The organism is Bradyrhizobium zhengyangense, assembly GCF_022012435.1.
Lineage (GTDB): Bacteria > Pseudomonadota > Alphaproteobacteria > Rhizobiales > Xanthobacteraceae > Bradyrhizobium > Bradyrhizobium zhengyangense.
This window is the reverse complement of record NZ_JAKLUA010000003.1, coordinates 17,342-37,599: the sequence shown is the minus strand read 5'-3', so window position 1 is coordinate 37,599 and position 20,258 is coordinate 17,342. Positions and strand designations below refer to the sequence as shown.

16 protein-coding genes are annotated in these 20,258 nt (G+C 64.6%); 10 read left to right on the top strand and 6 right to left on the bottom strand.

Features of this window, described 5'->3' with window-relative positions:
* Nucleotides 1-270: 270 nt before the first annotated feature.
* The gene (locus L6637_RS11660) at nt 271-1,137 is read left to right on the top strand and encodes a hypothetical protein (RefSeq protein WP_237864325.1); all 867 of its coding nucleotides are present in this window, start codon (nt 271-273) and stop codon (nt 1,135-1,137) included.
* A gap of 149 nt (nt 1,138-1,286) precedes the next feature.
* On the opposite strand, the gene L6637_RS11655 is transcribed toward L6637_RS11660, so the two are convergent.
* The gene (locus tag L6637_RS11655) at nt 1,287-2,555 is read right to left on the bottom strand and encodes a Spy/CpxP family protein refolding chaperone (RefSeq protein ID WP_377802861.1); all 1,269 of its coding nucleotides are present in this window, start codon (nt 2,553-2,555) and stop codon (nt 1,287-1,289) included.
* A gap of 279 nt (nt 2,556-2,834) precedes the next feature.
* Nucleotides 2,835-3,959 carry a LysM peptidoglycan-binding domain-containing protein gene (locus tag L6637_RS11650; RefSeq protein WP_237864327.1) on the bottom strand — a complete coding sequence of 375 codons (1,125 nt, stop codon included), beginning with the start codon at nt 3,957-3,959 and terminating at the stop codon, nt 2,835-2,837.
* A 178-nt stretch (nt 3,960-4,137) separates the two neighbouring features.
* On the opposite strand from L6637_RS11650, the gene L6637_RS11645 reads away from it, so the two are divergent.
* From L6637_RS11645 to L6637_RS11630, 4 genes are all read left to right on the top strand, one after another.
* Nucleotides 4,138-4,839 (top strand): hypothetical protein, encoded by a 702-nt coding sequence (locus L6637_RS11645; RefSeq protein ID WP_237870748.1) that lies wholly within the window; start codon nt 4,138-4,140, stop codon nt 4,837-4,839.
* 147 nt (nt 4,840-4,986) lie between these two features.
* Nucleotides 4,987-7,650 (top strand): bifunctional diguanylate cyclase/phosphodiesterase, encoded by a 2,664-nt coding sequence (locus L6637_RS11640; protein WP_237864329.1) that lies wholly within the window; start codon nt 4,987-4,989, stop codon nt 7,648-7,650.
* A gap of 52 nt (nt 7,651-7,702) precedes the next feature.
* On the top strand, nt 7,703-7,963 hold the full coding sequence (locus L6637_RS11635; protein ID WP_237864330.1) for a hypothetical protein: 261 nt from the start codon (nt 7,703-7,705) through the stop codon (nt 7,961-7,963).
* 109 nt (nt 7,964-8,072) lie between these two features.
* Entirely contained in the window at nt 8,073-9,770 is a 1,698-nt protein-coding gene (locus L6637_RS11630) for a GMC family oxidoreductase (RefSeq protein WP_237864331.1), read from the top strand.
* 11 nt (nt 9,771-9,781) lie between these two features.
* On the opposite strand, the gene L6637_RS11625 is transcribed toward L6637_RS11630, so the two are convergent.
* The 3 genes from L6637_RS11625 to L6637_RS11615 form a co-directional block, all read right to left on the bottom strand.
* Nucleotides 9,782-10,558, bottom strand: coding sequence for a L,D-transpeptidase (locus tag L6637_RS11625; protein ID WP_237864332.1), 777 nt, complete (start codon nt 10,556-10,558; stop codon nt 9,782-9,784).
* 140 nt (nt 10,559-10,698) lie between these two features.
* Nucleotides 10,699-12,798: a methyl-accepting chemotaxis protein gene (locus L6637_RS11620; RefSeq protein WP_237864333.1), complete on the bottom strand. Its 2,100-nt coding sequence runs from the start codon at nt 12,796-12,798 to the stop codon at nt 10,699-10,701.
* A 405-nt stretch (nt 12,799-13,203) separates the two neighbouring features.
* Nucleotides 13,204-13,386 (bottom strand): hypothetical protein, encoded by a 183-nt coding sequence (locus L6637_RS11615; protein WP_237864334.1) that lies wholly within the window; start codon nt 13,384-13,386, stop codon nt 13,204-13,206.
* Nucleotides 13,387-13,529: 143 nt separating this feature from the next.
* On the opposite strand from L6637_RS11615, the gene L6637_RS11610 reads away from it, so the two are divergent.
* The 3 genes from L6637_RS11610 to L6637_RS11600 all read left to right on the top strand — a co-directional run bounded on the left by L6637_RS11610 (nt 13,530) and on the right by L6637_RS11600 (nt 16,022).
* Nucleotides 13,530-13,667 carry a hypothetical protein gene (locus L6637_RS11610; protein ID WP_237864335.1) on the top strand — a complete coding sequence of 46 codons (138 nt, stop codon included), beginning with the start codon at nt 13,530-13,532 and terminating at the stop codon, nt 13,665-13,667.
* Nucleotides 13,668-13,791: 124 nt separating this feature from the next.
* Nucleotides 13,792-14,934, top strand: coding sequence for a lactonase family protein (locus L6637_RS11605; RefSeq protein ID WP_333909352.1), 1,143 nt, complete (start codon nt 13,792-13,794; stop codon nt 14,932-14,934).
* Nucleotides 14,935-15,131: 197 nt separating this feature from the next.
* Nucleotides 15,132-16,022: an efflux RND transporter periplasmic adaptor subunit gene (locus tag L6637_RS11600; RefSeq protein WP_237864337.1), complete on the top strand. Its 891-nt coding sequence runs from the start codon at nt 15,132-15,134 to the stop codon at nt 16,020-16,022.
* 203 nt (nt 16,023-16,225) lie between these two features.
* Here L6637_RS11600 and L6637_RS11595 read toward each other — a convergent pair whose 3' ends face one another.
* Nucleotides 16,226-17,071, bottom strand: coding sequence for a caspase family protein (locus L6637_RS11595; protein WP_237864338.1), 846 nt, complete (start codon nt 17,069-17,071; stop codon nt 16,226-16,228).
* Between the two features lie 422 nt (nt 17,072-17,493).
* Here L6637_RS11595 and L6637_RS11590 point away from each other — a divergent pair, with 422 nt between their 5' ends.
* Together L6637_RS11590 and L6637_RS11585 are read left to right on the top strand one after the other, a co-directional pair.
* Entirely contained in the window at nt 17,494-19,221 is a 1,728-nt protein-coding gene (locus tag L6637_RS11590; RefSeq protein WP_237870744.1) for a hypothetical protein, read from the top strand.
* A 238-nt stretch (nt 19,222-19,459) separates the two neighbouring features.
* Nucleotides 19,460-20,185, top strand: coding sequence for a thermonuclease family protein (locus L6637_RS11585; RefSeq protein WP_237870742.1), 726 nt, complete (start codon nt 19,460-19,462; stop codon nt 20,183-20,185).
* Nucleotides 20,186-20,258 lie beyond the last annotated feature (73 nt).

Below are 20,258 nucleotides of genomic sequence, written 5' to 3'. Positions count from 1 at the left end.
CAGTAGGTAGGGCTCGGGCGATACAGCGAATTTTCGATGCGACTACGGATTTCGCGAATTTCCCTTTGACGCGTCGGGCAAAACACTGGCATAATGGCATCATCGGGCGTTTGCGCCTGATCTCCCCACGCGCTGATGTGTGTCCGTCGGGTCAACCGATCCCGCGATGACCATGCTGTTGCGATCTGCCTCTCTCACGAACCACATCGCGGCTCACCGCGACTAACCCAGGCTTCAACGACGAGGCGGAGTTCGGATGGGAGACGGCTTGTGGTGTTTGCCTTGCCTTCGCGCGCCTATGATCTGCAGATGCAGGACCGTTCCGCCGATCGCGCACGCGACCATGGCTGGGTCTTCGGCCTGCCGCCGGGCATTGAGAGCGAGCAATGGCCACTCGATCCCGTCACCGGCTATCCGCTGATGCACGGCTTTACGCTTCTGCTGCCGGACGATTATCGCGTGCATGGCGAGGACATCGTCGCGGTGTCGTTCTTCGCGACAGCGCCCGACCACAATGACGGCGGCGCGCCTGACGATCCTGAAATCCGCGAGGCGGTGGCGGCACGCGCCTCACATCCGCGCCTGTCGCGCATGACCGACATTCTCGATTACGAATATGCCGCGATCCTTCTGACCAAAGCCGAATATGACGGCGCATTCGCAACCCCGCCGGCGCCGCTCGCACTTGCGACCGCGGAGCGGCCGCGCTGGCTCGATGTCGGCGCTGCCTGCGCCTTCCACGAATCCGCAGCCCCTTACGCGAAGAAGCTGCTGCCGACGACGCCGCGCGCCGATCTCGCCGAGAACCGCGCCATCGCGCTGACGGCCCGCGCTGAGGATCCCAACGCCGGCAAGGGCCCGCAGGATACGCATGTGAAGCGAGGGCCGCCGACCGGATATCAGCCCTATTATTACTATGTCGACGGCGTCGCGAGCCGCGACAATTTCCGCCTGCACGATTGGGGCAAGGATCACGCGCCGAACCATCTCGGCGGCACCATGCGGCCCTGCCAGGCCGTGCCCGAGATGAGCCCGTTCTACATCGAGTTCGAGGAATATTTCGGCGGCTACAATTTTGGTGGCGGCAATGCGCAGCTCGATTTCAGGGATATGAAGTTCGACTGGGCGTGTGGGTGAGGTTGGCAACAACCGAGCCGGATCTTCCACTGTCATGCCCCGCGAAGGCGGGGCATCCAGTACGCCGCGGCCTTTCGATTCCATCACTGCCGTCTCGGAGTACTGGATCGCCCGCCTTCGCGGGCGATGACAGCGGAGCGTGCGGGTGATCACATCCCCCGCTTCGGCCCCATCGCCTCGAAGGCTGCCTTCTGCTCGTCACTGAGATCCGCTTCGAAATCGTCGAGCGCATCGCTGACGCCGCCCACCGCCTGCTGCATCGTCTGCAGCCGCAGCTTCACGGCGGCGAGGCGAGCTTGCGGTGTCGCTTCCGCCTTCATCGGGCAAGAGCTTAGCGTTTCCAGCGTGCGCAGCGTGGTGTCCTGGAGCACGTCGAGCCGGGCGCTGCCGGTGTCGTCGAGCTTCAGCGTGGACACGATGTCGGCGGCGGGCCATTGCTGCTGCACGAGCTGTTCGTACTGGTGCTGGGCCTGCACATCATAGCGGGGATCGTAGTTCGGATCGCAGGCTTTGGATGCCTGCGGCGCCTGGGCCGCCTGTGCATCCTTGTGCTGGGCGGCTGCAAGCGCGGCGCGGCGTTCGTTCGCGAGGGATTCGAGCTTTGCTTTCTGGCCGTCATCGAGGAGGCCAACGAATTTATCCAGCGGCGCTGCCAGCGCATCCGTGGCCTTGATCATCGCATCCAGCCGCGCCTGCATCACACCGAGGCGTTCCGCGGCGGTCATCGGCGCCTGCGCCGGGCACGAGGTGCGGATGGTGTCGCGCGCTGCGGTCCAGGCAGCGGCGAGTTCATCGAGCGCGGTGCGCTGCATCTCGTTCGGCTGCACGGCGCTCGCGATGCGATCGACAGGCAAGCCACCGGTGTCGCTGCTGTCGCAGACGGCCTCGACGGTCGGGACTCGTCGCGCGCGGCGGCCTTGCGGCGCGGTGTAGGCCGCGAGCTCGGGCGCTGCATAGGGCGCGAAGATCGCGGCATAGATATCGCCATAGCCATAGAGCGAGAGACTGGTCGTGTCGCCGAAGACGATTGCGGTGGTGAGATTGTCATGCGCGAACGGCCAGAACACCGGACCGATCCAGCCATAGCTGCCATCAGGATGACGCCACCAGCCTTGCGGGCGGCGGCCGCCGTGCCAGCCCGATAGCGCAGCCTGCGCCGTGAGCGCGGCGCGCAAGACGTAAGGGTTGGCGGGCCGGCCGCGTTCACCGCCCCTCGGATCCTGAGCGCTCATGGCAGCGGACCGATAGCGGCTACCGCGCACCGCCATGCGCGAATGGCGCAGCCGCGACAGGCCGATGACATGGCCGACGGCAAAGCGGGCAACGCCGAGCGGGCCGCCGCGCAATCCGAATTGCGCATTGGCTGTATCAGGCAGCAGCACTGTCACAATCGCAAGGACCGCGCCGACCAGCGCCAGTCGCAAGTGTGATCTCGACCTGACCACTGAGCTGACCACTGCGTTGTCCTCTCAAACACGCATCTCGTCTCAGGGAGAAGACGCGCCGGGGAACCAAATGTTCCGGGGCGAGACGGGCCAAAGCGTCGCGGATCGAGGGGCGGCAGTGGCGGCGAGCCCAATCGCTCGTCATTCCGGGGCGCGCCCCTCGGCGCGAACCCGGAATCCATCGAGCGACGGTGACGGTAGGACAATGGATTCCGGGTTCGTCGCTTCGCGACGCCCCGGAATGACGACGCCTCACTGCGCCTTTTGCGGCACCAATACGGTCTGGCCGGGATAGATCAGATTCGGATTGCGGATCTTTTCGCGGTTGGCATTGAAGATCACCGCGTAGCGGGCGCCGTCGCCATAGGCCAGACGGCTCAGGGCCCAGAGGCTGTCACCCTTGGAAATCACCCGGCTGCCGCTGGCCTCCGCCGGTGCCGTGTTGAGCACCTCTGCGGGCGAGGCCGCCGCGACAATCGCAGATGTCGCAGGCACCCTCGCCATGGACTTGGGTCTGGACGGACCCATCATCCGCGGCCGAGCCGCGGACCGTTCCGGCGTCGAGGCCAGACGCGGCGCCGGAAGCGATGCGACAACCTCCGGCTTGTCATCAGGTTTTGCTTCTTGCGGCTTTGCCTCGGGCTTCGCGGCCACAGCGACACGCGCAGGCGGCGGTGCGGCTTCAGCAATCGTCACCGGCATGGTGCGGCTGGATTGCGTGACGCTGCCGTCGGGTGCCTTGGCGCGCAGCGCCAGCTCATAGTTGCCGGCGGGAAGCTTTGGCGGCGTCATCACGAACTGGCCCGACGCATCGGCCACCACGCTGTCGAGCGGTTGGCCGTCGCGCAGCAGCTCGACCTTGGCGCCCGGTGCAGCCTGGCCCGCGATCACCGCGGCCTCGCCATGATCGTCGACACGGGCGACATCGAAGCGGGGGCCGGTGTCTGCAACAGGCGGCTGCGGCTTGGCCGGAGCGACATCCGCCAGCGCGGCGATCTGCTTCTGGGTCTCGGCCAGCGCGCCCGCCTTCGGCGCCTCGGTCGTCGCCGGCGAGGCGGACGGCGCGGGGGCGACCGTGGCGAGCTTCGGCACTTCGGCCTTCGGTTGTGGTTTGGGTTCGATCTTGGATTCGGTCTTGGGTTCGGTCTTGGCCTCAACCTTTGGTTCGACCTTGGCCTCGGCCTTGGGTTCGACCTTGGGCCGGATTTTCACCTCGGGCTTGCTCTCGGGCTTGCTCTCGGGCTTTGCGACCGCGGCCATTTCGGTCTTCGTCCCACCCGGCAGCATGTGGCGCAGCTCGGTCGGGCCGATCACCAGCACGGTGCCGCCCACGGCAAGCAGACAGAACGCAATGAAGGCCTTGGATGCGGTGATCATCAGTCCTCAAACCTTGATCAAAAATCTCTGGGTCGCAAATCAGCCCCGGCAAATTGCGCCGTTTTGGCTGCGGCAGCAAGACGTTCGAAGGGATGAACCGCGCCGGCCCTGTCCGCGTCAAACCAGCGAGGCCGCATCAAGCCCATTTTTTAACGGCCATTTTCCTGGGAATTTCACCATGACCGCATTTTGCCGCGCCGCGCCATGGCTGGCGCTTGCCCTTACACTCGCCGCAGCTCCCGCGGCTGCCGCCTCCGGCCCGCCGCCGGGGTTCGTTCTCACCGACGATGCCGACCTCGCCTTCACCTCGCCCGACGGCGCCACCAAGCTCGAGCAGTACACCAAGGACCCCGGCACTTTTGACGTCAAATGGCAGGTCTGGGCCCGTCGCGGCGATCAGATGACCGAGCTGAAGCCGGAGCAGGGCTATGGCGCCGGCTTCCGCTTCACCGCAGATTCGCAATGGCTGGTGCGGATGCAGAAGACCGGTTCAGGCGAGCAGGACCTGTTTCTCTATCATGCCGAGAACGGCACCTTTGTCAGTGCGACCAGGACAAAATCGCTCAGCGATCTCGCCTGGGCCTATTTCTACGGCCGGCCGGAGACGAAGACGTTTGCCAAGCTCGACTTCCACATCTCGGCCAATCTGTTGAAGGGGACCGAAGAGGCCTATCACTGGCTCGGCGTGGATTGGCCCAACAACCGCTATCTCGTGATCAGCCTCGCCGGCCAATACGACAAGCATCCGAAAAACACCGTCATGAAGGGACTGGGCGGCTGGCAATGCCGCTATGACCTGAAGACCGGCAAATTCGACGTGCCGCCGATGTTCGCCAAGGAGAATGCGGAAGCGCTGAAATGGGAAGTGAAGCGGGAGTGATAAGCAGCTCCAGAACCGCCCCGCGTTTTGGAGTTCCCAATAGCCGTGCCAACCCCCTGATTTTGTTCCAGTTCACACTTCGCTAACCCACAATGGTAACGGGGTCTTGGCGTTTTTGGCGCATTCTGCATCCCAGGGGAGGGCAGGATGGGCGCATCAATCCGATGGACCGCGCGATTGCGCGTGCTGCTTCGCCAGTGGCGCGGCGCGCCGCTGACGTGGTTGATCGTCGGCGGCTTCGTGCTCATGGCCGCGACCGCCATCGGCACCGGGCTCACCGTCGACCGCTTCCGGCAGAACGCCATCGAGAGTGGTCGCGACAGCCTTGAAAGCTCCGTCCGCCTGCTGGCCCGTCATTTCGATCGCGAGTTCGCGGATTTCGCGGTCCTCCAGAAGAGCATCATCGCGGAACTCGAAAGCCACGGCATCGCTTCCCCCGAACTGTTCCGCAGCGAGATGGCGACGCTCGCCATGCATGAGGTGCTGCGCGCCAAGGCGAGCGGCTGGTCCGACATTGCCGGCGCCAATGTGTTCGATGCCGAAGGGCGGCTGATCAACTCGTCGAAACGCTGGCCCGTCGCCGATATTTCGGTGTCCGATCGCAACTATTTTATCAGGCTCAAGAACGATGCGATCGCCCAGGAAGAGGTCGAGGTCGTGCCCGGCCGGTTGGGCAAGGGTCCGGCGATCGTGCTGGCGCGACGCGTGTCAGGTCCGCACGGTGAATTCCTCGGCATCGTCACGCGCGCGATCGCGCCGGAGCAGATCGAATCCTTCTTCGCCTCAACCGGGCTCGGCGAGGATTCCTCGGTCGCGATGTACCACCAGAGCGGCCAGCTCTTCGCGCGCATTCCGCATGTCGACGCGATGATCGGGCAAAATTATCGCATCGGCTCGGCGGAGCAGAAGGCCGTGTTCGATCGCACCTCCGTCTCGACGAAGCTCACCAGCCCGATCGACGGCAAGGACCGCATTGTGGCCTCCCGCCTGCTGACCGGCGAGCCGCTCGTGATCATCGCCACCAGGTCGCTGGATGCAGCGCTCGCCACCTGGCGCACACAAACTAAGTTCTTCGTCACCGTCGCCGTGCTGTCGATCGGCTTGCTCGTGCTCACCCTGTTCCTGATCTTCCGCCAGGTGACCAACCGAGTCTCGCTGGAGAAGCAGCGGCTCGACACCGCCATGAACACGATGACGCAGGGCCTCTTGATGTTCGACCAGGACGAGCGGCTCATCGTCTGCAACCGCCGCTACATCGACATGTACGGGCTCTCGACCGCGGTGGTGAAGCCCGGCGTCAATTTCCGCGACGTGATCCAGCATCGCGCCGACACCGGCTCGTTCGACGGGGACGTCGACGCCTATTGCGACAGGATCCTGAGCCAGGTCGGACTGACGCAGAGCCGCATCGTCGAGACCTCCGATGGCCGCCTGATCGAAATCAAGAACCAGCCCAGCGCGGCCGGCGGCTGGCTCGCCACCCATGACGACGTCACCGAGCGCATCCGCGCCGACGAGCGCATCGCGCATATGGCGCATTACGATGCGCTGACCGACCTTCCCAACCGCGTGCTAATGCGCGGTCATCTCGAGCGCCGCGTGGCGGAGCTTGCCCAAGGCAAGCCGTTTGCAATCCTCTATATCGACGTCGACGAGTTCAAGGGCGTCAACGATTCACTGGGCCACGAGGTCGGCGACGAATTGCTGCGTCAGGTCGCGAACCGCCTGCGCGCCTGCGTCAGCGGCAACGATCTGGTGGCACGTCTCGGCGGCGACGAATTTGCTATCATCAAGGCCGGGACCTGCGACCAGGCGGAGCTGGCGATGCTGGCCGAACAGATCCTGGCATCGCTGCGCATGCCGGTCGATTGCAAGGGCCAGGAGATAGCGTCCGACGCCAGCATCGGCATCGCGATCGCGCCCGACCACGGCGACGTCATCGACGACCTGCTCAAGCGCGCAGATCTCGCAATGTATGCGGCGAAGTCAGAGGGACGCGGCACCTTCCGCATCTTCGTGGGCGAATACGACGCCAAGGCGCGGCAGCGCCGCCAGCTCGAGCTCGATTTGCGCCAGGCGCTGGCCCGCCGCGAGTTCGAGGTGCATTACCAGCCGCTGGTCGATCTCTCCGCCAATGTCGTCACCGGCTGCGAGGCGCTGCTCCGCTGGCGCCATCCGGAGCGCGGCATGGTCTCGCCTGCGGACTTCATCCCGGTCGCCGAGGACACCGGCATGATCGGCGAGATCGGCGAATGGGTCTTGAGGCAAGCCTGTCTTGAGGCGGCAAGCTGGCCCGGCGACATCCACATCGCGGTCAACGTCTCGCCGGTGCAGTTCCGCTCCAAGACGCTGGCGCTGAAGGTTGCGGCTGCGCTCGCCGAGTCGGGCCTGGCGCCGGGACGGCTCGAGCTCGAGATCACCGAGACCGTGCTGATCCGCGACGACGAGGAGGCGCTGACCATCCTGCAGCAGCTGCGCGAGCTCGGCGTGCGCATCGCGCTCGACGATTTCGGCACCGGCTATTCGTCGCTGAGCTATCTGCACCGCTTCCCCTTCGACAAGATCAAGATCGACCGCAGCTTCATCAGCGATATCGGCGAACCTGAGGATTCCTCGCCGATCGTGCAGGCCGTGGTGCACATGGCCGCCGCCCGCCACATGGCAACGACCGCCGAAGGCGTCGAGACCGAAGCCCAGCGCGAGGTGCTGCGCCAGCTCGGCTGCAGCCAGATGCAGGGCTGGCTGTTCAGCCCCGCCGTGCCGGCGGCAAAACTGAAGCAGCTGTTGTCGAAGCAGGCGGCTGCGGCCTGAGAGTTTTTCCTCCGCGCCTTGCATTTGCACGGAGGTCCCATATCTCATCGGCATGATGAAGCTCACACGCATTCAGGACCACGCCATTCAGGCGCTCATGGCCGGTATCGTCGGCGCCGAGACGTTCGATCACGTCTTCGCGGGTATTCGCTTCGATGAAATCGAGGGCACGATGCTCTACGCCTTCGCCAGGAACGAGGACGTCGCCTCCGACATCGAGGACAGCTATTCGCCGCTCATCGCCGCCGTCGCCTCGCGGGTGCTGAACAAGCAGGTCGATGTCGTCGTCGTGATGCCCAAGGTCCTGCAGTAAGGTTTTGCAATAGCGTCTTGACGCAACCCACCGCCTGCGTGGGCGGGGCGTGACCTCGCGATATTTCCGCGTTACCCTCTTGGGGCAAGAACAAGAGGAAACGCCAATCGTGTACGACTACATTATCGTGGGCGGCGGCTCGGCAGGGTCCGTGCTGGCCCACCGGCTCTCCGCCAGGAGCGCCAACAAGGTCCTGCTGTGCGAAGCCGGGCAGGACACACCACCCGGCAACGAGCCCGCCGAAATCAGGGACAGCTATCCGGGCACGGCCTATTTCGATCCGCGCTTTCACTGGACCGAGCTCAAGGTCACGACCGAGGTCGTCAGCCACAACAATCCGAACGAAGCGCGTCCGCCTTTGCGCAAATACGAGCAGGCGCGCGTGCTTGGCGGCGGCTCGTCCATCAACGGCCAGATGGCCAATCGCGGCGCGCCGACCGATTATGACGAGTGGCAGGCGCGTGGCGCGGAAGGGTGGGCGTGGGACGACGTGCTGCCCTTCTTCAAGAAGGTGGAGCGCGATCTCGATTTCGACGGACCCTATCACGGCAAGGACGGAAGGATTCCGGTGCGCCGCATTCCACGCGAGCACTGGACGAAGCATTCGCAGGCGTTCGCCGACGCCTTCGATCAAGCCGGCCATCCCTACGTGGCCGACCAGAACGGCGAGTTCGTCGACGGCTATTTTGCGGTGACGCATTCCAACCAGGCCGAGCAGCGCGTCTCGGCCGCGATGGGCTATCTCGATCGCGACACCCGCAAGCGCACCAATCTCACGATCTCCACCAACACGCAGGTGAGAGAGCTGATCTTCGAAGGCACGCAATGCGTCGGCGTGAAAGCAGTGATCGACGGACGCGAGCAGGAATTCCGGGGACGCGAGATCATCCTCTCTTCCGGCGCGATCCATTCGCCGGCGCATCTCTTGCGCGCCGGCATCGGTCCGGTCGGCCACCTCAAGGACATGGGCATTCCGGTGCTGATGGGGCTCGCCGGCGTCGGCCAGCGCCTGATGGACCATCCCTCGATCTCTCTGTCGTCCTTTGTCCGCCGCGGCGCGCGCATGAACGAGCATACAAGGCGGCATATGCAGCTTGGCCTGCGTTACTCGTCAGGACTTGAAGGCGTGCCGAAGGGCGACATGTTCGTCGTCGTGCTCTCCAAATCGGCCTGGCACGCGGTCGGCGCGCAGATCGGCTCGCTGCTCACCTTCGTCAACAAGACCTATTCCGAGACGGGGCAGGTGAAGCTCGCCTCGCGCGAGCCCACGGCTGAGCCGATCGTCGAGTTCAATCTCTTGTCCGACCGGCGTGACCTCGACCGCCTGATGAGCGGCTTCCGCAAGATGGCCGCCATTCAGATGAGCGATATCGTAAAGAAGGTGACGGACAAGCCGTTCCCGGCCGCCTATACCGACAAGGTGCGCAAGATCGGCGTGGTCAACACCCAGAACAAGATCCTGACCAGGATCGCCGCGACCATGATGGATGGGCCGGCGGCGCTGCGCCACTATCTGATCGACAATTTCGTGGTCGAGGGCTTTACCTTCGATGACGTGATCAACAATGACGAGGCGCTGGAAGCTTTCGTGCGCAAGGCCACCATCGGCGTGTGGCACGCCTCCTGCTCATGCCGGATGGGCCGGGCCGACGATCCGATGGCCGTCGTCGACACGCAAGGCCGGGTCAAGGGCATTCAGGGCCTGCGCGTCGTCGACGCCTCGATCTTCCCGGTGGTGCCGTGCGCCAACACCAATTTCCCGGTGCTGATGTCGGCGGAGAAGATCGCGGCTGCGATGATGCAGTGACGTGCCGCGTACTACTGGACCTCGGCGATCTTCGGTCCGGATGATTGCATCTGGGCAGCGGTTGCCGGAAGCACGATCACTTTCGCTCCGACTTTCACCCGCTCGTAGAGGTCCACGACGTCATCATTGGTCAACCGGATACAGCCGGACGAGACCCGCTTGCCGATCGTATCGGGCTTGTTGGTGCCGTGGATCCTGAATTCGGTCTCGCCGAGATACATCGCCCGAGCGCCAAGCGGGTTGCCGGGACCGCCTGCCATGAACCGCGGCAGATAAGGCTGGCGCACAAGCATCTCCGTAGGTGGACGCCAATCCGGCCATTCCGTCTTGCGGGCCACCGTCTGTTCGCCGGACCATGTGAAGCCTTCACGGCCAACACCGATGCCGTAGCGCAGCGCCTGCGTGTCGTTCAGGACGAAATAGAGGAATGTGTTCTTGGTATCGACGATCACAGTGCCCGGCGTCTGGTGGCTGGCGTAGTCAACCACCTGCCGAACAAAGGCTCCGGGACCCTCAGCGGCTTTTGGTGGCTCGACCAGTGGCGCCGGGGCTGGAGCTGGAATCGGCGCCGGAGCTGGCACCGAGACATGAGCTGGTGTTGCCACGTAAACCGGAGACGACGACGCCTGGGCCTGGTGCGGCGACGGCTTCTGTTGCGATTGCACACCCGCCGGGCGAGACAGCAAACTGTAGCCCACGATGGCGACGGCTACGGCGCCAATTGCAACTCTCGCGGCCTTTGGTAGTGCGAGCGTCTCCGCTTTTCCACGTTTGGCCCGCTTACCCATTACTTTCCCCGGATCAGTTGTCAGGGAGAGGTACCCAGCAAAATTTAAGAAACTTCAAAGCGATTTGGCCTCAGCGCGGGAACCGTTAACGGTGGTTAACCGCGGCTGAGCTTGGGCACGGCGAGCGTGGACGAAGCGTCCTACGCCGCCCGGAGATCGCCGACAAAGCGGTCGACGTCGCGCTTGAGATCATCAGACAGGCGCGCCAGCATCTTGGCGGAATCGAGCACTTCGCCGGCGGCGGCGCCGGTCTGCCCGGCCGCCTGCGAGACGCCCGAGATATGCCGCGAGACGTCGTTGGTGCCTTGCGAGGCCTGCTGCACGTTGCGCGCGATCTCGCGCGTCGCGGCGCCCTGCTCCTCGACAGCCGCCGCGATCGCGGCTGCGATCTCGTTGACGCGCTGGATGGTGGTGCCGATCGACTGGATCGCCGTCACCGACAATTTGGTGGCGCCCTGGATCGCGGCGACCTGGCCGGTGATTTCCTCCGTCGCCTTCGCGGTCTGCGTGGCGAGGTTCTTCACTTCCGATGCGACCACCGCAAAGCCGCGACCGGCTTCGCCGGCGCGCGCGGCCTCGATGGTGGCGTTGAGCGCCAGCAAATTGGTCTGCTCGGCAATGCCCGTGATCAGCGCGACGACATCGCCGATGCGTTGGGCGGCATCGGCCAGCGCCTGCACCTCGGTGTTGGTGCGATCGGCTTCGCTGGCAGCGGCGCCGGCTATGCTGGAGGATTCCGCGACCTGGCGGCTGATCTCGCTGATCGAAGCCGACAGCTCTTCCGTCGCCGCAGCCACCGTCTGCACGTTGGAGGAGGCATCGCCCGACAGGGTCGCGACCGAGGCCGCCTGGGACGAGCCCTGCTCGGCGGTCGAGGACATCGACTGCGCCGTGGCATTCAGCTCGCCCGAGGCCGAGGCCAGTGTGTGCAGCGATTCCGTGACAGTCTTTTCGAACTGCTCGATCAGCCCGTCGATGGTAAACTGGCGACGCTCCTTCTTGGCCTGCTCGGCGGCCTTTTCCTCGCCGAGGCGGTCGCCCGCGATCATGTTCTCCTTGAACACCGACACGGCGCGCGACATTTCGCCGATCTCATCGCCGCGCTCGATGCCTGCGAGCTCGATCGCATAGTCGCGCTCGGCGAGCTTGCGCATCGCCTGCGTCAGCTTCCGGATCGGCGTGCTGACGCGGCTTTGAACCAGGATGAAGCCGAACACCGTGATGGCGAGCGCGACCAGCATCATCGCGCCGTTGAAGACGAGGCTCCATATCGCAGCCGTCTTCTGCTGTCCGGCACGGGCGACCATTTCGGCCAGCGCCGCCTGACCGGCCTCGACATAGAAATTGAGAATGGCGGTGTTGAGCTTGGCAAGCTCGACGCCCTTGATGTCGATGGTCTGGTTGTTGCTCAGCGCCTTGATGAGGCCCTGCTGGCGCTCGACCATGGCAACCGCATCGCCCGCCTTCGATCGCGCGATCACGTCAGTGAGGCTTGCGGGGGCGTCAGTGCGGCTGGCGGTATCCCGCACCTGGCTCCAGGCCTGCTTGGCGCGGCCGGCATCCTCAGCCGCCCCGACGATGTCGGCGGCGGTCCAGGGCTTTGCAGCGGCACCCGCTGCCTCGAGACGGATCGCGATGAGGCCGCCGAAATTGCGCGCGGCCCAGGCCGACTGCTTGACGCCGAGGAGATGATCGACCACGGGGTCGGTGAGCTTGAGCGCATTCTCCAGCTCAATGGTGAGCGCGAGGATGGCGTCGAGATAGTCCTGCGCCGTCTTCCTGAATTCGTCGGCTGCCTTGGTGTCGCGCGCAGCTTTGGGCTGGTGGATCAGAGATTCGGCCTTGGTTCGCAGCGGCATCAGCGCATCATGGAGCGCAACGAACTTGCCCATGACCCCGGCAAGGCGGGAATCGGCCACGCCGTTGAGCCGTTCGAGCACGCTCTTGTAGGCCGTTTCAGACGATTGCCGGTTGGATGCGATCCGGTCATCGGCAGCGGCATTGGCCGGCTCTTCCGCGACCAGCGCCGACAGGAAAGTGCCGCGCTCGATCCGGAAACCGAGCAGGGCCGTGAAGAGCTGCTGGTCAGTGCCGGCATAGCGCTCGACCTTCTGCGCCGCGCCGTTGCGCTCAACCGCACCGAGCAGCCCGGTTGCGAGCTGCCCGACCAGGAACAGGCCGAGGACGCCGATGATGGCGCCGAGAACAGAACGAATGGAAGGATTGCCGAACAATGCCATAGGGAGCGCCGGGTCTCTGAATCGGAAAAAGATGCAGAAAAGTACCGCGCTGCCCCTAAGATTTGGTTCACCAAGGGCGTCCACGCGCGAGGCGAGTCGAATGGCACCCGCGCAGATGGATGTTTCAGACCGTCGTCAGGCTATTGCGCCTGGACTGTCACTGTCGTCCGGCGCGGATCTCGGCGAACTCGGCGTCCGGGTGGGTCACGATCGTGGTGAACATGATGCCGCTGATGATCAGCGACCAGGCGGTGTCCCAATAGATCCAAAACACTTCCAGCCTCCGTTTTGCCAGCCTCCGTTATGTCCTCGGCTTGCGGGACCGGGGTAACGGCGCGAAGGGACTGCCGTTCCCTGACGATTCGCGTGGCCGGGGCCTGCGACTTAAGCAATAGCAGGCAAAGCTTAGCGCTTTCGTGTGTTGGTCGGCGAGACCTTGCGGCCGGTTTGATCGGTGTGGCGCTTTGCCACGACATCTTCATCGTGCCCGCCTTCGCGCGGACGCGACGGCGGCTTGGGCTGGCCAGCTTGGCCGCCGTGCTTGCCGCCCATGTCGGGCTTGCCTTCGAGGTCGTTTTCGCGGGGCATGCCGGATCAATGCACACCGCCGGCAATGGTTCGTAATTTTGCTCGCGCGCCATGTGGCTGTGAACGAGTTCACAGCCGGGTCGCTTTTTGCGGTGCACGATGGCCAGCGTGCACCGATCCTTCGACCCGACGGATTTGGCCTGATGCGGAAGCAACTCGTCGCCTGGACCATCCTGACCTCCGCCATTGTGGCGATCGCCGTGTGGAGCGTGCTCGGGCCGCCCGACCATGTGGCCGGCCCGCATCTGCCCTCGCGCGACCTGACGGCGTCGGTGCGCTAGCGGCGGGAAGAGGAAACGATACAATTTAGGCATCGATCAATCCCATCTGGATTTTGGTGCCGGGCAATACGAGCCGCTATCCTCTGCCGCAAAACAACAACGCCACACCGGCAGGAGGACGCCCTTGATCAAACCAACACGCCAAATCACATCGAAATCGCCGCGCGCTGCGATCGCCACCACTCTTGTCACCTCTCTTGCCCTCGTCTTGGGAGCCCGTGCCGGCATGGCCGAAACTTTCGCCTATGTCGGCAATGCCGACAGCAACGACATCAGCGTGTTCAAGATCGCCGAGAACGGCGAGATGACGCCGGTGCAGACCGCCGCCTTCGCGGGCGTCGAAAAGCCCGGCGCCTCGACGCCGCTCGCGATCACGCCCGACCATCGCGTGCTGATCGCGGGCGTCCGTTCGCAGCCGTTCCAGGCCGTGAGCTTTGCGATCGACCAGAAGACGGGCCAGCTCAGCCATATCGGCAACGGGCCGCTTGCCGACAGCATGGCCAACATCGCCATCGACCGCGGCGGCAAGGTGTTGTTCAGCGCTTCCTATGGTGGCAACAAGGTCGCGCTGAATCCGCTTGCCGCGAACGGCGTCGTCGGCGAGCCGAAGCAGGTGATCCCGACCGGACTGAACGCGCATGCCTTCCTGCCCTCGCCCGACAACCGTTTTGTGTTCGCGACCAATCTCGGTTCGGACCAGGTTCTGCGCTTTGCGTTCGATGCCAGCGCCGGCACGCTGACGCCGAGCGATCAGCCTGCTGTCAAAACGCCGGAGAAATCCGGGCCGCGGCACTTCGTGTTCCACCCTGATGGTAGGTTCGTCTATCTCATCCACGAGCTGAACGGCGACGTCGCGGCGTACGGCTATGAAGCCAAGAGCGGGGCCTGGAGCGAGATCCAGCGCACGACCACGCTGCCGGAAGGTTTCACCGGAAAGGACTCTGGTCAAAAGCCTTGGGCCGCCGACATTCACATCACCCCTGATGGCCGCTTCCTCTACGCCTCCGAGCGCACCACCAACACGCTCACCGCCTACAAGGTGGATGGAACGAACGGGAAGCTGACCACGGTCGGCAGCGTGCCGACCGAGAAGCAGCCGCGCGGCTTCAACATCGATCCGACCGGCCGCTACCTCGCCGCGGTCGGCGAGCTCTCGGACGGCATGACGGTCTACGCCATCGATCAGGCCACCGGCGCGCTCAGCAAGCTGAAGTCCTACACCACCGGCAAGAAGCCGAACTGGGTGGAGTTTTTGGCGTTGAAGTGAGCGGGCTTTCTGGCCCTCCCCTGGAGGGCAGGGGAATCGCGAACCTCTTCGCTCGTGCAGCGACTAATTCAACAGGCGGCATCGCGCCGCCTGCGCTGCGGCATTTCTCATCCAGTCAGCCCATGGCCCGCCGCCATCGCTTCTGCTATCGATGAAGGCCTCATCGCCTAGAGCCTTGCGGCCAACCGGAATGACCGATGCGTTCATTGCCTGCGCGTTCCCTGTCCCAGACTTTCATTGCCCTTGCCGGACTGGCGCTGCTCTCCGCCCAGCCCGTGCGCGCGGCTGATGACGACGCGCCCAAGGGGCCGGCGGTCACCGTGTTGAAGGCGGCCAAATCCTGTTTCTCCGACATCGTCGAGGCCACCGGCTCGATCATCGCGCGCGAGGAGACCTCGGTTCGGCCCGAGCGTCCGGGGCTGAAGGTGACGGAGGTGCTGGCCGAGGCCGGCGATACCACGACGGCCGGCCAGGTGCTGGCGCGGCTGGCGCTCCCCGAAGGCGGCACGCTTCAGATCACCGCGCCCGTGGCAGGCATCATTGCCACCTCGACCGCGCAGATCGGCAACCTCGCCTCGGCCAAGGGCGAGGCGCTGTTCACGATCGTGGCGCGCAGCGAATATGATCTCGTCGCCCTGGTCGCGACCAACGACGTGCGCAAGCTCGCGGTCAGCCAGCCTGTCACCGTGCGCATTGCCGGTGCCGGCGATATCGACGGCAAGGTGCGCCGCATCGGGCCGACCGTCGAGCCGAACATCCAGCAGGGCATGGTCTATATCGGCATCTCCTCCCCGCAGAAGCGGCTGCTGCTGAATGCGAGCGGACGCGCGCTGATCAAGACCGGGCAGAGCTGCAATGTCGCGGTGCCGCTGACAGCGGTGCAATACTCGTCCGCCGGCACCGTGGTGCAGGTGATCCGCCGCAACCGCGTCGAGACCAAGCGCGTCGAGATCGGTCTGATGTCGGGTGGCAATATCGAAGTCCGCGATGGATTGAACGAAGGCGACATCGTCGTCGCCCGCGCCGGCGCGCTTCTGCGCGAAGGCGATCCCGTGCGGCCGGTGATGGCCGCGGAAGCTGCGAAGTAGCTCGCGCGTCATCCATCATTGCGAGCGCAGCGAAGCAATGATGATGAAGAGGCAGACGTCCCCAGGCACGCTGCCGTAGGGTGGGCAAAGCGAAGCGTGCCCACGTCTTTCTCGCGAATATCGGAAGGGTGGTGGGCACGGCGCTTTGCGCCTTTGCCCACCCTACGAGAGCTTACTACGTAGCTACGTTCGTCGCTAAATAACTAGCCGCCGGCCTGGTCGAAATGCACGTCCTCGAGCAGCGAGGACGACACGGTCGGGACCTGATCGCCTTCGGAGGCGCGGGCGATGGCGACGCGGGTCTTGTTGAAGACGCCTTCGGCGGTGCCCTGCGCATTGAGGTTGTTGAGCAGCTCGGTGACCAGCGTCGAGTGCTCGCCCTTGCCATCGTCGACGACCTTGCCGGGCGAAGCGGACGACAGGATCAGCGCGTTGTCGGGCGTGCCGATCGGCGCGAGACCATGCGAATAGGACCGGAAGCGGCGCTCGTAAGGATTGCGGCGCGAGGCATCGACCACGACGAGCTTGGCCTTGGCGCCCTGCTCCTTCATCATCTCGAGCACGCCCTCGATCGAGACGCCCTGGCGGCGGACGTCGCTTTCCTTCCAGATCACGGCATCGACGGGCAGCATGTAGCTCTCGCGGCCAGCCTGCACGCCATAGCCGCCGAAGAACAGCATGACGGTGGTGTCGCGCTTGATCCGGGACTTCAGGCGGTTGACGGCGCGGATCATGTCGTCCTTGCTGGCGTCTTCCACCATGTCGACGTCAAAACCGTTCTTGCGCAAGCTGGAGGACAGCGCGCGCGCGTCGTTGATCGACTGCGTCAGCGGCGCGCTGGCGTCGGGATAATGACCATTGCCGATGACGAGCGCGAGACGCGAGGTCTGGCCGACCGAGCCCGTGACCTCGGTCGAAACGGCCTTGGCGGCGTCGAGCGCACGCATGTTGAGGGCAGCATGGGCGCCGATCGCCAGCGACACGGTGCCGATGAGGGCCGCGGCGAGCGCAATCGAACGTCGGGAAATGTCGAGCTGCCTTACATTCATCTCGGTTCATTCCTGTCAGTGCCAAAGACCTGCCAAGCGCGCGCACACTGGTTGAGTAGCGCGATGGCGTCTTTAGGTTTGAGGGATCGGCCGGGGGAGTGCCCCCGAATTGCGCGCAATTTGCGGCGCCGCACCAAACAAACCTTTAACGGCATATAGTGTGCCCTGCAATAGATTGCCCAAAATTTGAGCCAAGCTACTGAAATAGCAAGTAAATTTCTTGCTCTCGTCTCCTTCGTTTTTGGTATCCCCGTAGCCTTCCGGGCTCCGATCATGCAGCCCGCGTGCCGACTTTTTCCGTGACTCCCATCACATTTGTATTTCCTGCGAATCCGGGTAGCTTTTTCAAACACTTGCAGGGGTGGTGCGCAGATGGGAGCGCACCGGCCGTCCCCGACCAAGGCCCCGCGACCAGGTATTTCATGAGCTTTCATTATTTTGCCGGCGCCGCCTGCCGGGCGTTGACCGCGCGGAAGGACGGCCCTTCGCTTTACGACGTCTGCGATCCCGTATTGTCAGGCCAGACCAGCGGCGATCCGCATCTGGCGAAATTCTACAAGACCGCGCTCGGCAATCCCGCGCTGCGCCTGCTGCTGCGCCGTGGCGGCCTGCCCGAACTGCGCGACGAGGCGAAGCTCGCCCGGCTGCGCGAGGCTTTGGTCCGCGCCCGCGACGATGCCGAGCCCGACTGGGCCGCAGTTGGCCAGCCCGTGGCCGAGCTCGTCGACACCATCGCGCTCGACCATCCCAAGCCGCCGCCGGCGATGCTCACCGGCTCGGCTCCCCCGCAGGCGCAGATCGACGGCGTCATCCGCGACTGCGCGCAGCATCTGCTCGGCTCCTACCGCAAGAACGGTTTCCTGCCGACCTATGCCGCATTCAACCTGATCGGCGATCCCGATTTCAAAGGGCGCGAGCTGATCATGGCGCTCGCGGGCCTGAACGCGCGTGGCTACAAGAACTCATCGCTGCTGTTCAACCTCGCCCGCGTCTTCATCGCGCGCTCGCCTGCGCGCGCCGTGGTCAATCCGCCCTGGGCCGGCATCGCCGAGCCGATGTGGGAGCCGGTGCAGATCCGCCACCGCTCGGCCTATTACGACGCGTTCTTCATCGAGGCGCTGCTCAGTTATGTCGAGACCGGGCTGGCTTCGCCAACAGACAAGACAGCCGCCGAGCGCGCCATCGCCGACATGGTCGATTTCTGCGTCAATATCAGCCGCGAGGAAGTACAGGGCGCAGATGGCGCGCGCTTCAACGTCATCACGGCGCTCGCGCCGGCGCCGCATCCGCGCTTCTCCCGCTATTTCGCCCAGATCAAGCAGGACCTCGGCTTCGGCGTCTACGTGCCGGACTGCGACACCACCGCCTGCTCGATCTCGGCCGCAACGCAGGCCGGCTGTCTTGACGAGATCATCGACCAGCCACTGCTCGACTTCTACGCGGGCTATCAGGTGCAGGCCGGCGTCAACGAGCCGCGCGTGACGGTTCCGCTCAACGATCATCTCGACTACGAAGGCGGCGTCGCGACCTGGATCGACAACCTCAAAGGCGAGCGGCCCTATGGCAACGATCTCGACCCGACGCTCAATCTCGACATTCTCGAGGTGAGCTTTCGCAATCTGGCACGCTGGAAGATTCTGGAGACGCCGACGCGGCTCGCCACCGTGCACCGGATCATCGGTTTCCAGAAGCGGCTGGCGGCCAGCGGGGCCTTCACCAATCCGCGCTCGCATATCTATTATCTGCCGGAACTCTACAGCGCCTATTTCGGCCGCTGCTATGCGGCCTTCCTGGCGCTGCCGCTGGCAGCCCAGGCCGCAATCGACCCCGCCGGCGATTTCGACTTCATCCGCCATCGCGTGCTCTCCTACGTCAAGGGCGAGCTGATGGCCGCGGAGATGAACGTATTCGACGCGGCGCTGGCGCTGATTGCGCTCGGCCATCTCGGCGCCGATCCGCGCGCCTTCGCGCCGGCGCTGACCGTGATCGTCAACGCCATCGGCGAGGGCGGCCGCCGCGGCCCGTTCCGCGCCTATGAATGGAACAAGATGAAGACCCCGACGCGGATTCTGGTCGGGGGACCCGAGGTGACGTCGGCCTTCGTGCTGATGGGGCTTGCGGTGGCGAAGCGGGCGATGGCGCGGGGGTGAGGCACGGCTCTCGTGCCCCGAGCGCAGGTCTCGTAGGATGGGCAAAGGCGCGCACTTCGCGCCGTGCCCACCAACTTCTGATGGTGGGCACGCTACGCTTTGTCCACCCTACGAGACCTGTGCCGTGCAATGACGGGAAATTGAAAGCCTATCTGTTCGGCCTATGCTGGCCGCAAGGCCTAAAGCCGACCACAATTGCCCGGCTTATCAAGGTGTTCTTGAGACAATGCGGACCGGCATGTTGCGAAAATTCCTGATTGCGCTGTCTTTGCTCAGCTTGCCATCGCTGGCGCTGGCCGCTGATATCACCGGCACGGCGAAGATCCGCGATGGCGATTCCATCCTGATCGGCACGACGCGGATCCGGCTCGGCGGCATCGACGCGCCCTCAGCCGACCAGCTCTGCCTCAACACCAAGAGCGAGCGCTGGACCTGCGGCGTCGCCGCACGCGACGAGCTCGCCAAATACTCCGAGGGCAAGACCTGGGTCTGCCATGCCCGCTCGATCGACCGGCGTGGCCGCACCGTGGCGCGCTGCGAGGTCGGCGGCGAAGACATCCAGAAATGGCTGGTGCGCAGCGGCTGGGCGCTGGCCTATGTCCGCCTCTCGAAGGACTACGAGGCGGACGAAGCGGCAGCGCGCGAAGCAAAGGCCGGGATGTGGCAGGGCGCCTTCATCGCGCCCTGGGACTGGCGCGTGCGCAACAAGAAGACCACGATCCTGGGTGCCACCAAGCCGCCCGAGGGCGCTCATGCGGTGCTGCTCGCCTCGGCCTCGGGGCCGGTCGCGCCCTCGCCGGATTGCACCATCAAGGGCAACGTCAACTCGTCCGGCGAGTGCATCTACCACCGGCCAACCAGCCGCTGGTACGCCCAGATCAAGATGAAGATCAGCAAGGGCACCCGCTGGTTCTGCTCGGTCGAGGAGGCTGAGGCCGCCGGCTGCCGGGAGACCAAGAGATAGAGCATGGTCCGGACCCGAAGGGCCGCGTCAGCGCAAAGTGTGACGCGGTTTTCCGACAAGAGCATGCTCAAAA

Bases quoted from the DNA above. Each gene is read 5' to 3' on its own strand.
- L6637_RS11650 (WP_237864327.1), bottom strand. From the start codon at position 3,959: ATGATCACCGCATCCAAGGCCTTCATTGCGTTCTGTCTGCTTGCCGTG.
- L6637_RS11645 (WP_237870748.1), top strand. From the start codon at position 4,138: ATGACCGCATTTTGCCGCGCCGCGCCATGGCTGGCGCTTGCCCTTACA.
- L6637_RS11640 (WP_237864329.1), top strand. From the start codon at position 4,987: ATGGGCGCATCAATCCGATGGACCGCGCGATTGCGCGTGCTGCTTCGC.
- L6637_RS11635 (WP_237864330.1), top strand. From the start codon at position 7,703: ATGATGAAGCTCACACGCATTCAGGACCACGCCATTCAGGCGCTCATG.
- L6637_RS11625 (WP_237864332.1), bottom strand. From the start codon at position 10,558: ATGGGTAAGCGGGCCAAACGTGGAAAAGCGGAGACGCTCGCACTACCA.
- L6637_RS11620 (WP_237864333.1), bottom strand. From the start codon at position 12,798: ATGGCATTGTTCGGCAATCCTTCCATTCGTTCTGTTCTCGGCGCCATC.
- L6637_RS11615 (WP_237864334.1), bottom strand. From the start codon at position 13,386: ATGCCCCGCGAAAACGACCTCGAAGGCAAGCCCGACATGGGCGGCAAG.
- L6637_RS11610 (WP_237864335.1), top strand. From the start codon at position 13,530: ATGCGGAAGCAACTCGTCGCCTGGACCATCCTGACCTCCGCCATTGTG.
- L6637_RS11600 (WP_237864337.1), top strand. From the start codon at position 15,132: ATGCGTTCATTGCCTGCGCGTTCCCTGTCCCAGACTTTCATTGCCCTT.
- L6637_RS11595 (WP_237864338.1), bottom strand. From the start codon at position 17,071: ATGAATGTAAGGCAGCTCGACATTTCCCGACGTTCGATTGCGCTCGCC.
- L6637_RS11590 (WP_237870744.1), top strand. From the start codon at position 17,494: ATGAGCTTTCATTATTTTGCCGGCGCCGCCTGCCGGGCGTTGACCGCG.
- L6637_RS11585 (WP_237870742.1), top strand. From the start codon at position 19,460: ATGTTGCGAAAATTCCTGATTGCGCTGTCTTTGCTCAGCTTGCCATCG.